Raw genomic sequence first — 11,529 nt, forward strand, 5'->3', positions numbered from 1 at the left:
GTGCTCCTTGTCGTAAATATTATCTCCTTTGCTGATGAACCTGCGGAATGTGGGTCTTGGGGAGGCAGTGCGGTCTTGGGGGTCTCCCCCATGAGCAACTGCCGTGGTTTCCCCCATGAGCGACTGCATCAAGACAACGAAAGTATTATCAACGAGGTCTAAGGGCTAGGTCACTTATAGAGTCTCGGTTTTAGCTTATTTCGTCGCCCCCCCAGAACAAAACCACTCGTGAAGTTCAATTTTATCTAACTTCTCTGTCGGCGGATGCGTACCTTCTTGGTCGTGCTATTCGTAAACATTGGGGTATAGAAAATCAACTCCATTGGACTTTAGATACTACTTGGAATGAAGATCAATGTCGGATTCGTTCCTTTCATAGTCCTCGGAATTTTGCTCTCCTCAGACGGATAGCACTTAATGCTCTTAATCAGGAGAAAACCTTGAAGCGCAGTCTTCGCCAAAAAAGCAAACAGGCTGTTATGAACAATGATTATATGATGACTGTTATCAGTTCCTTTAGTAAGCGCGTGATTGAGATGCTCTTACCCTGGCAACCCAACACCAAAGGTTTTTTCGTTGGGTTTCGTGCCTCAACCCAACCTACGATATTCCTTAATTGGCTATTGTTGCCTTTCTTGAAGCAAGGAAAATTCCAGGTGTAAATTTTTCGTTGAAACCTTGTACTGTCATTCCCGTGTACACAGGAATCTATAAGACAAGGGATTATAATATCAACAGATAATTTACAGATACTTTATTTTTGACTCCTATGCCGATTAATAAGATTTACTATGAAAGCAAGCAAAACAACAAACAGACAAATGGTTATTGGTATAACTTCAAGTGAAACTTTACTACTTAGCAAACCCATCACAGGGAGAATCAAAACTCCACTTAAATAACTACCTCCTACTTGATATCCAGTAATTTCCTGAGAATTAATCTCCCCAAATAGTTTTGGTGTGTTGTGGATCATACTGGGGAATATTGGCGCACAGCCGATTCCCAACAGGATTATAGATGGGACTAACAAACTGTTTTGTTGAATTATCAGCATCCATGAACCAATAAACATTAAGCATAATCCCATATTCATTAACTTCTGGATTGAGATATTATTAGCAAAAATACCCGCAATCAGTCGTCCAATCATAATGCTGATGTAGAAGAGTGAAATTATTAAGCCTACATTTAATTTATCTAAACCTCGACCTTCAATAAGATAACTAGCCAACCAGACTCCCACGCCCATCTCAACTGCGATATAGATTGGAAACGCAATAATAGAAAGAAAAACATCTTGCTGTCGTATCAGGTTAAGTCCTGATTTTTTCTGGACAGCCTTATTCTGGAGTGCAGTGTTTTCCTCTTTAATGCTTTTGCTTCGCCAAAGAGATAGGGAGATGGAGATACCAATAATAGCTGCAATAACGAACACAATAGCTGCAATCATCTGATAACCACCACGCCAATTTCCTGAATCAGCTACATATAAAGTAATAATGCTAGGTCCCAAAAATGCTCCTATGCCCCAGAAACTGTGAAGCCAATTCATATGTCTGGGTGAATATTTGAGTGCTACAAAATGATTAATACCTGTATCAATAGCACCAGCTCCAACACCAAGGGGCAAAGTACATAATAATAGCCACCAGAATGATGGTGACAGGGAATAGCCAAACAAAGCACTAGCACTAAGCAAAGTGCTAATAAATACAACCTTGCCAGTCCCTAGCTTATGCAAAAGCAGCCCACTAGCAAAACTGGAAAATGCTGTACATATAGTTGTCAACATTGTGATAATACCCGCAGCTTCAAGTGGCAAAAAGAGTGAGCTGCGCATAGATGGCCATGCTACACCTAAAATCGTATCTGGTAATCCTAAAGCAATAAATGTTAGATAAATAACAACAATTAGTAAGCGGGGCTTGTTCTTTTTTTTTTTTAAACTCTGCAACGTCTTTTTTAGTCCTTCTCATAATTATTGAATAAATTTACTGTTAAATCCTATCACATTAAATATATCTAACTTAGACTAAGTATAGGACAGGCAATACTTTGAAAGGTATTGTTGTTCATTTTATTTTGTCTTGTGATTAAGATTAGCCTTGTTTCATTTAGGGTAGCTACTGTATTCTGCGACAAAAGCTGTGGATAGATAAAAATGCTCGAAAGACTATGATGATCGCATTTGCGGATGGTTTCTATAACAGCGTTTTGATGACTGTCTTGAGGCACTGCAATTCCCGCCATAATTTCCACGCCATGTTCTTTAGATACAGTTTTTAGTGCGAGTATATAATCCAGATTAAAACTTTCAAACAGAACATTATTTTGCAGATTATGATATTTAATCAGCTTTACTAATGCGTTAACCAGAGCCTCTCGATATCCAGTTATCTTATCAGACCAATCTTTAATATCAAAGTTGAATGCAACCTGACCATTAACCTGTTTGCAAAGGTCTTCAATCTTGAGAACATTTTTCCCAAGCCTCAGACAAAGCTCTTCATAATTGAACTCAAAAACATTGGCAACTGGTTGATCAAGACTTTTAACAGGTCCCCATAATGATACTAATTCATGGTCTTTAGTTAACTGAACATCTACTTCGATCATATCAAAACCTTCATTGATAGCTTTCTGTGCTGTCTCTAGGGATTCTATGCGATGGGCAATTTTAAATCCATCAAACTGCTTTAAGTTGAGACGTCGCAACAGGCTTGTTGTTTCGGGAAAAGGTTTGTAGCACCAATTGGATGTCTCTCTTAAGGTTTTGGCAAACCTTTGAGCCATAAGTTTTTGTTGTAGCTGTGGGATTTCTTCAGGAATATCGAAGAACATAATGGCATCTCCTCCAGGAGATTCTATGCTGCCACACCCACTCACATGCAAAGGCTCTGGTTCATTTTCAGCAGCTAGTAAATACTTAGCAAAGGTCATAAAACCGTGACTCCGTGGGGCAAGAAGCCAGATGTAATTTCTGTCTTCGCAATACATGAATTTTGTATTATATGAGATACCTTCGCTCATTAGCTTATAGGTTGCTTTCCATACTTGCTTCGCCACTTCAGTCCTATCTTGACCTTTAATTATTATTGTACGGGCTGCCCAGTTAGCAAGTTCCCCATTTATGACACCATTGATGTGGCTCTTGTTAACTATTTCAATTCTGTTCTCTAAAAGATTTTGCCAAACAGGAGTTTTAACTCGATAGAACTGACCATGTGAATGTTTAACACTGGCACCAGAGAAACTTGTAAAAGAACCTTCATAGTTTTTTCCCAGTGCATAGGAAGCTGTTAGAAGATCATCTATATATGATTCAGTGAGTATTTGAGGTTCTTCTTTTCCTCCAGCCATGATCAGATGATCTTCCCCATAAGGGTCAATATTGATAAAAAAGGAGTAAATTTTATTTGACGGTAGTTGGAGCTTACAAATTAACTCGTCAATATTTGCGTAACAAAAAGGGCATCTTCTATTTTTTGGGGAAAGATGAGGGATTTCTAACTCATTAACCTTTTCTGGAAGTGCTTCTTCAAGAAGCATTAGGGTATCAAACTCACCCTTTCTTTCTGGCACAAAACTAAACTTGTACCAGAGATTCTCATGAAGAACACTTAGCTCATGGTCTGGCGAGTATTTGTAATTTGCAACTTTATGGTTACGGTTTTCGATAATCTTTATTGAGTCACGAACTGTCTTTTCTATTGTTGCTTGGTCAAAACCATCTTTCAATACGAGATAGTTGGCTCTAGATTTTAAAATAGTATCTATTAACTGTTCGTTAGCGTCTTTTTTGAGTTCTTCAAGAGCTGATATTGCATTACTACAGTCTTCGAGACCATCAAGTTCAAATTTATGCTTGATGAATGCCAAAGTCGTGGGAAAATCCTCCACTTCAACCCCTCTAAGATTCCGTCTTTTCTTATTGTTACCGTTTTCTACTATGTCGGCTATGCGCATAATAGCCAACAGATTTTTTAATTCAGATTTGGCAAGGCTAGACTCGTTAATACAGTGAAGAACACGCTCATGAGATTCAAAGAGCCAAGGCTGTTCGTTACATCTGATCAGTACTTCTACTTCTGGAGTAACGATGATATTTCTTTTGTTTAATAGATCAACTGAATATTGAGGGTGATACCACCAGGTTTTTAATAGCTCCCTTTCTCTAGAGGATAAAGGTTCACCTTTCAGTAACTCGAACTCTTCTAAGTACAAAGGTAATGGATCTCTAAATTCTTCTGCCGTAATTTCTTTTCTAAGTCCTGCTGCGATCCGTTTCTTGGCATGCTCGATACATAATTTAGGATTAAAGCTCGGTTTAGCACCTAACTTCGATTTGTCTGTTTTTACAAATTCTAGTCGCAATAGAAACTTTTGTTCTTCCTGATACTTATGTTTCAAGGCCCCGCCGATGTCATGAGCCCAGGAAGCCCTTTTTAAGATTTCGATTTGCCCATCAGGAAGATCCATTTTCCTAGCGATCGCCTCGGCTATGATGGCATGTCTCTGGGAATGCTCAACTATATCAATAGGATCATTCTGAAAAATCTCATTTTCATTTAGATCTAGTATTGATATCCCTTGATCAATTGGTTCTGGCCAATCTTTTCCTGCTTTCTGAGACTTTTTTTTTTGCTGTGACACTTCTTCTAATACCAAGTCAAGCTTTTCAAATGCCATTTGTAAGTCCTCTACTTCCGATATCAGTGGGGCTTGAAGCATAATACTATCGCCCATATCCTTATATCTTGATGCAGCTATAATTACACCGTGATCAAACATTTTTTCTGCAATTAAATTGGCGAGTTTACAGTTTTGTTCATGATCTCCAACAACAATATCAACTGCGGCTTTAGTTCCTATAGAGCGTATCTCGCCTAATATTGTATATTTCTTCTGTAAATTTACAATTTCTTCGTAGATATAACGGTTTAAGATATTTGCTTTATGAGCTTCCTTTTTAAGTTCGGCGAGGAATACTTTTCCTGCTGTGAAACTAATGGGACTATGAGCAAAAGTAAAGGAATGCTGTCCTGGCTTAAAGGAGAACTTCTTTTTATATAGCAGTCCTGCTAGGGGAAAACCGCCACCAATGGATTTCCCGAAGGTTATGATGTCTGGTTCTACATCATAAAGCTCACTCATGAACATCTCTTCCACACAGCCAAAGGCGGTTTGTATTTCATCAACAATCATCACAACATTGTTCTGGTCACAAAGCTCCCGAATACCTTGGACTAATGACTTACTCAAAATCTTAAACCCGCAGTTGCCTTGTACTAGCTCCAAAATGATCGCCGCAGGCTGTTCTTTGATCATTTTTACTTCAATATCAGCTAGATCTTTTTTTACTTCCACACCATGATTAAAATAGGGTTGATATTGTTCGGCTGTACCTTTCCAGCTAACCCCCATTGTCGCAAAGCTTCTGCCATGAAAACCATCTTCCAAGTAAAGGATTTTATGCCGATCATCATAACTGTTTATAGCTAGTTTCATCGCCCCTTCATTAACTAAGCTGCCATGAAGACAAAAATTGACTTTGGTTAAAGATTGCGGCGAAAGCTCGATCAGCAATTGAGCCAGCTCAACTTTGTCTTGTGTTGAGAAGGCTGTTCTTAAATGAGTTACTTTGTCGAGTTGATTTTTGACTGCATCAATAATTCGTGGATTGTTGTGACCAAGTGGCAAAGACCAAGTTTGTGAAAATAGGTCGAAATATTTTTTCCCTTCACTATCCCATAAGTAAGGGCCAAAAGCTTTTTCTATATTGACTGCGGTGGCACCTATTGTGCTTCCTTCATTTTTAAAGATCATGGTTTCCTATTATTCAATCCACTAATAAGTTTAACAAAAGGTTAAAATACTAAATTCTATTTTAAAGCTCCTTTACCAAAAATTGCAAGATACATTCCCCATAAGACAATTAAACAACCTAAATAATTAATCCAACTTGTAGTTTCTGAAAATATGAATTTGGCTTCTATATGACTAAAAAGGGGAATAACTAACATTGATAAAGCTACAAAACTGGAAGACAATTTTTTCAGACTATAAACAGCTAATCCTTGAGCTATAACTTGACTCAATAAAGCAATAGCAATTACTAAAAGCCATTCTTGCCAAGAATTGGGTAAAACATGATCACTCCCAGATATCCAAAGAATAGGAATTAGAATAATTGTTCCTACTGCACAACGCCACAGTAAAATAATTGTAGTATTTGTAGTAGCACGAACTTGTTCAACCAATAACCAATAAGTAGCATAAAAAAAAGTTGAAGTTAAAGCTAAAGCATCACCATATAGTTGTATTGTTGATTGGGAAAAATCCGCCAAAGCAATGAGAATAGCACCTGCGACTGCTATTACTACACCAATAATAAATCGTCGATCAAACACTTGACTAAAGAAAATTGATCCTCCCAGTATTGTAAAGATTGGAAGTGTACAATCGATCACAGCAACATTGGTTACGCTTGTAAAACTTAATGACCAAACACCAAACATCATATATAAAGTTGCGGCAATTCCCCCTCCCACTAAGAATGCAATAATTTTAAAGGTATAGTTATTTTTAGGAGGATTCTCATTATCTTTGCGAAACTGTCGATTAAATAAAATTAACCCTGTTTCAATAGCGGTAAACCAAATTAAACCAATAGCTTCACGCCAAAAAACGGTTTCATTTTCACCAATCCAATTTCCTCCTAGTTTAAGCAAAATAAGTGCTACTGATGAGATTAATCTGGCAGTCACTAAAGCGATTATGGCTATAATAGTTGCTTTATTGAGAAAGGGTTTTAAACGATCTGATTTCGTTAATATCTGTGTTAATGAATTCATAAGATCATTTAAAAATCTTTTATTTTTTTCCAACGTATCATACTATAGCAACGGCCAAGGCGGTTAGGACACAAGGGCAGGCATACCCTTGGTTAGCACTAATTTTACCGTGAGCATTTTACCCACCTGGGTTGGGCATAAAACTAGCATAATACATAAGACAAGTGGACAGGGAAATGGACGTTGAACCGAAAAATCAGCGTAAATGTTACGCCAATATACTTATACTGAGAGCAAGGCAAAAAAATCGAGTCTAACCTCTTCTTGATCCAAATTCCATTGGTACACATGGAGGTATAACGAGGATCTTCGACCAATAAATCTACTAATTTATTCCAATCTCTGTAGATTAAAGGTTCGCCTCCCCATAAATAAAGATTAGACTTGACTTCACGGGTTTGAGCAAATAATTTCTCAATAATTGAAAAATCCAGATCCCTATTTTGTTCTTCCTTAAGTACCTAAGCAAAATTAATTGTATACAGTACTCTCAGCAGAGTAATGGTTCCAGCCATTTTTTTGCACAATTTATTTTGGATACCCACTTATCCATGTCATGATCATGACCATCTTGATTCCACTGATAACAATGTTTACACCTTAAGTTGCAGCGATTGGTCAGTTTTAAGGCAATTTCTTAGGGTAAACTTTTGACCTGATAATCTTTATGATGTGTTTTTTTCCGATGAACAGCTAACAAATTGGGCATAATCCGCTTCATTTTATTAAAAGCGAGTTCATCGAATTTTACATCAGATTTTAATTTCGATAATTTCATTGATTTATCCTCTTAATACAATATTACTTGAATTACATTCTTAACAAACCCCAATGATGTGTTTTTCCCGATCACCAGCTAGCAGATTAGGCATAATTTGCTTCATCTTCCTAAATGCTAATTTATCGAACTTGGCACTAGAATTAACAGTCATAACTCGTCCTTTTATTCAGCTATAGGTGCAGTAACCAACACCAACGGAAACTGATGGTGTGGGCTTCCTACCTCATAAACAATTGCCTTTGCAGAAATAGATTCCGGCTAGGGTCTGACATCCTCTCTACAGGCTTACCCTTCGACTGTCGCTTAGGGTAACACCGAGGGTAGTAAGGTTTTACGCCACAACAATGACGTTATTGAATCCTAAAACGGAGAATATCACATTATGGTATTTTTAACAATTGTTTAACTAAAGTTTAAGAGGACAGCTAATTGGGGGAGGAAGGGGTTGCTCTGAGCAACCCCTTCCTCCCCCAATTATAATGATTATTATTATCGTTAATTGTATATTTTATTTTTTGGAAGTCCCTTAGCTATTCGTTCCAAGTACTCACTCCACTTACTGCGAGTGGCGGGGATGAGCATCCTACTATACCCTAACGGTAGGCGATCGCGAAGCTAAAAATGTTGCCTGGTACTATACTGAAATATTCCCAGCCTACGAGGAACTCATAGGTTATGTCGGCTTCTATCCTAGACCAATGGATGCTTGCTACGTTGGTGACGAGAAGGTGCAACCCCAAGCCGGAGATTTTTATGCAGGGTGGATCACCAGTGATATTGTTGGTCCTTTTAAAGGCGAACCTGGGACCTGGGGTTGGTAGCTAAACAGTATCGGTTAATACCAATTTTTTGTATTTCAACATATGTGTCGATTACTCGCTTACCTCGGTTCTCCTATCCAACCGGATAAACTCATCTACGAACCCGAACACTCTCTGTGTATTCAAAGTTACAGACCCCAAGAAACTACAACCACCTCTGTGAATGCTGATGGGGTAGGAATTGGCTGGTATCACTCCCAAAAACAGACAGAACCCTTTATCTACAAAAACATCCTACCGATCTGGAGCGATATTAATTTACCTCACCTCAGTCGTTACATAGAGTCTGAATGCTTCCTAGCCCATATCCGCAGTGCTACCCCTGGACAAGCAGCCAGTTTGAGTAACTGTCAACCCTTTAGCGATCGCCACTTCCTCTTCACCCACAATGGCTTCATCGACAATTTTCGAGCCACCTTATACCAACCGATCCGCAATCATATTAAAGATACAGTCTATCAGAAAATTGAAGGCACTACCGATTCTGAACATATCTTCGCCTTGTTTCTCAACGAATTAGCTGCTGTGGATGGTAATTGGGAACAAGCGTTACAGGCTACCTTAAAAACGCTGTTTAAGTTAGCCAAACCCTATGGAGTCAAGGTCTTAGCAAACATAGTTATTAGTGATGGAAATCAGCTAATTGCCTCTCGTTGTGCTATCGGCTCTACTCCACCTTCTCTCTACTGGCTACAGAACGCTCCACATTTCCCCAATTCTGTCATCATTGCCTCTGAACCTTTGTTCCCAGGAAACTGGAATCCTTTTCCTGAAAGTAGCATGATTTGTGTCACAGAAGACCTGAAAATCAACATGCATCCCATAGATTTGTAGAGCTAACGGGGTGACAACCCCGTCAGCTACTCGCCCCTTTTTTAAAAACCGTTAAAAACCGTTAAAAACCTACCCTTGTCAGGGCGTGGGACCCGGGTGTGGTAAGTGTGGTGAGTGTGATCTGATTTGCGGTTAAATACTTACTTTATAGCGGTTCTTATATTAATTACGTACACAGGATTTTTTCCTATTGCCTATTACCTATTGCCTATTGCCTATTGCCTATTGCCTATTGCCTGTTACCTGTTCCCTGTTCCCTAAAAAGTCTTCTACCTAGAATCCCAAATCCACAGCAATACGGTGAGCACAAGCAAATCCCGAAAACGCTACTGCATTTAAACCCTGCCCCGGAAAGGTACTATCCCCAACACAATAAAGCCCTGGAATAGCAGTGCGATTAAACGGCATTCCCAACAATCCCATTAACTTGCGGTTGGGAATTGGCCCATAGGTTCCATCCATACGGTTTAAAAATCGTCGATGACTCCGTGGTGTGCCCACCTCCATGTAATCCAATCCAGCATCTAAGCCAGGAAAAATCGTCTCCAGTCGCTCAATTAAGCATCCAGCCGCCTCTTCCTTCTTATTTTCGTACTGACGAGGGGATAACCCTTGCCAATCTTCCATCCAGCTCGGGGTAAACGTGTGGAAAACATGATAGCCTTCTGGAGCTAAATTGGGATCAAGCAAGGTCGGAATAGAAACAAAAATAGTCCCCTCCGCATCCTCCATATTTTCCCAGTCTTCTAGGACAATATGGTGACACTCTGTACCAGGTGGTAAAACATCTGCCTTTACCCCTAAATGTAAACTCAAGAAACCCGGTGATTTCTGATAACGCTGTTGCCATTTCCGCTCAGCTACTGGCATCTGGTCCGCTGGGACTAATTTCTCAAATGTATCCCAACGAGTAGCATTAGAAACAATTCGTTTTGCTCGATACTCTTTACCATTAACTAGCTGGACACCTACTGCCTTGCCCTTTTCCACCAGAATTTTCCCGACTCGAGCTTTATAAAGAATCTGACCTCCAGCTTTCTCCAATCCCTCTACTAGTTTTTGGGCGATTTTTCCTACACCTCCTACCGGATAATTAATCCCACCGTAATGTCGGTCAGAAAACACCATTCCAGCATTAATCATCGGTGTTTTGTCAGCAGGTACCACAGACCAACAATAACATTCCATGTCTATAAATTTCAGCAATTTAAGGTCGCTAATATACTTGCGAGCAATGTCTCCCACATTTTGGGGCAGGTACTTAACTAAACCCAAGCAAGCCAAGGGATGCTGGAAAAATACCCTGGTCAAATAGCGGATTTCTTCCAAGGACAGTAAGTCCATCGCATTCAGGCAATTAAACACCTTCCAGCATTCATCGTAAAATTTGCGAATTCCTTGGCCTTGGTCAGGGAAGTGAGCAGTAAGTTCTTGCAAAAAATTCTCATAGTCTCGGTGGACTTTGAGCTCTAGATCACCAGGGAGATGATAGTGAATCTGTACTGGATCTGGAATTGTTTCGAGACTGACATTGACAGCCTCAAGGGCTCGGGTAAGTAGATTGGTTGTCCCTTCGGTGCCAAACCCAAAAATCATTGATGCTCCCACATCAAAGCGATACCCCTCTCGCTCGAAATAACCCGAACTACCACCAGGAATGATATAGCTTTCTAGCACCAGCACACTCGCTCCCTTCGCTGCCAACTGAGTTGCGGTTACTAGCCCCCCAATACCAGAGCCAATCACAATAGTATCAAATACCGATTGATTGGAAATGGTATGGGATTGATTGCTTGATGGGCAAGGTTGGGATCCAGCAGTCATGGAATTAGTAATTTAAATAGATTAACTGATGGATCTGAGTTTAGCGTTTCTTGTTGATATAAGAGTTCATTACTAATGCAAAAAAAAAAGTGGGCACCAGCCTGCTGCTGCGTACCGGTCCCACCCGCCTATCCTTAATGAGAGGAGAACACTTATTACTACTATAGCCTTGTTGAAAAAAAATGTCAACATAGTAAAAAACATTTTTCTTGAAACGGGAGTGTCCCGAGTGTCCCGAGTGTCGGAAGTGTTAGGTAACCATCCCACCAGAGAGCTTAACAAGCAGCCCTGAGGGGGTGACAACAAGGCTAAAAACTAGACAGGGTATCGGGTGTGGGGTGTGGCTTTCAAGGGTATGTTTTTTACAAAGACCTCAGGTGTGGGGTGTGGGGCGTGGGGTGTGGGGTGTGGG

The 11,529-nt window shown here is 39.7% G+C and carries 5 protein-coding genes and 2 pseudogenes; 3 read left to right on the forward strand and 4 right to left on the reverse strand.

Annotated features, from left to right (window positions below; genetic code table 11):
* Window positions 1-215: 215 nt before the first annotated feature.
* A pseudogene (locus tag AC4II3_RS27345) lies at window positions 216-518 on the forward strand (ISAs1 family transposase); the annotation flags it as partial.
* Between the two features lie 236 nt (window positions 519-754).
* Here the strand turns inward: AC4II3_RS27345 and AC4II3_RS27350 are convergent.
* The 3 genes from AC4II3_RS27350 to AC4II3_RS27360 all read right to left on the reverse strand — a co-directional run bounded on the left by AC4II3_RS27350 (window position 755) and on the right by AC4II3_RS27360 (window position 6,890).
* Window positions 755-1,957 (reverse strand): MFS transporter, encoded by a 1,203-nt coding sequence (locus tag AC4II3_RS27350; protein WP_488013694.1) that lies wholly within the window; start codon window positions 1,955-1,957, stop codon window positions 755-757.
* Window positions 1,958-2,025: 68 nt separating this feature from the next.
* Complete coding sequence (locus AC4II3_RS27355) at window positions 2,026-5,829, reverse strand: aminotransferase class III-fold pyridoxal phosphate-dependent enzyme (RefSeq protein ID WP_488013696.1); 3,804 nt, start codon at window positions 5,827-5,829, stop codon at window positions 2,026-2,028.
* A 56-nt stretch (window positions 5,830-5,885) separates the two neighbouring features.
* Window positions 5,886-6,890 (reverse strand): DMT family transporter, encoded by a 1,005-nt coding sequence (locus AC4II3_RS27360; RefSeq protein ID WP_488013698.1) that lies wholly within the window; start codon window positions 6,888-6,890, stop codon window positions 5,886-5,888.
* A gap of 1,338 nt (window positions 6,891-8,228) precedes the next feature.
* On the opposite strand from AC4II3_RS27360, the pseudogene AC4II3_RS27365 reads away from it, so the two are divergent.
* Together AC4II3_RS27365 and egtC are read left to right on the forward strand one after the other, a co-directional pair.
* Window positions 8,229-8,459 (forward strand): annotated as a pseudogene (locus AC4II3_RS27365) (DUF427 domain-containing protein); the annotation flags it as partial.
* A gap of 42 nt (window positions 8,460-8,501) precedes the next feature.
* Window positions 8,502-9,293 carry an ergothioneine biosynthesis protein EgtC gene (egtC, locus tag AC4II3_RS27370; RefSeq protein WP_488013700.1) on the forward strand — a complete coding sequence of 264 codons (792 nt, stop codon included), beginning with the start codon at window positions 8,502-8,504 and terminating at the stop codon, window positions 9,291-9,293.
* Window positions 9,294-9,566: 273 nt separating this feature from the next.
* Here egtC and crtH read toward each other — a convergent pair whose 3' ends face one another.
* Complete coding sequence (gene crtH, locus AC4II3_RS27375) at window positions 9,567-11,117, reverse strand: carotenoid isomerase (RefSeq protein WP_488013702.1); 1,551 nt, start codon at window positions 11,115-11,117, stop codon at window positions 9,567-9,569.
* Window positions 11,118-11,529: the final 412 nt, after the last annotated feature.

The organism is Moorena sp. (assembly GCF_982860115.1).

Excerpts from the sequence above, each read along its gene's own strand:
- AC4II3_RS27355 (WP_488013696.1), bottom strand. The coding sequence starts at position 5,829 with ATGATCTTTAAAAATGAAGGAAGCACAATAGGTGCCACCGCAGTCAAT.
- egtC (WP_488013700.1), top strand. The coding sequence starts at position 8,502 with ATGTGTCGATTACTCGCTTACCTCGGTTCTCCTATCCAACCGGATAAA.
- crtH (WP_488013702.1), bottom strand. The coding sequence starts at position 11,117 with ATGACTGCTGGATCCCAACCTTGCCCATCAAGCAATCAATCCCATACC.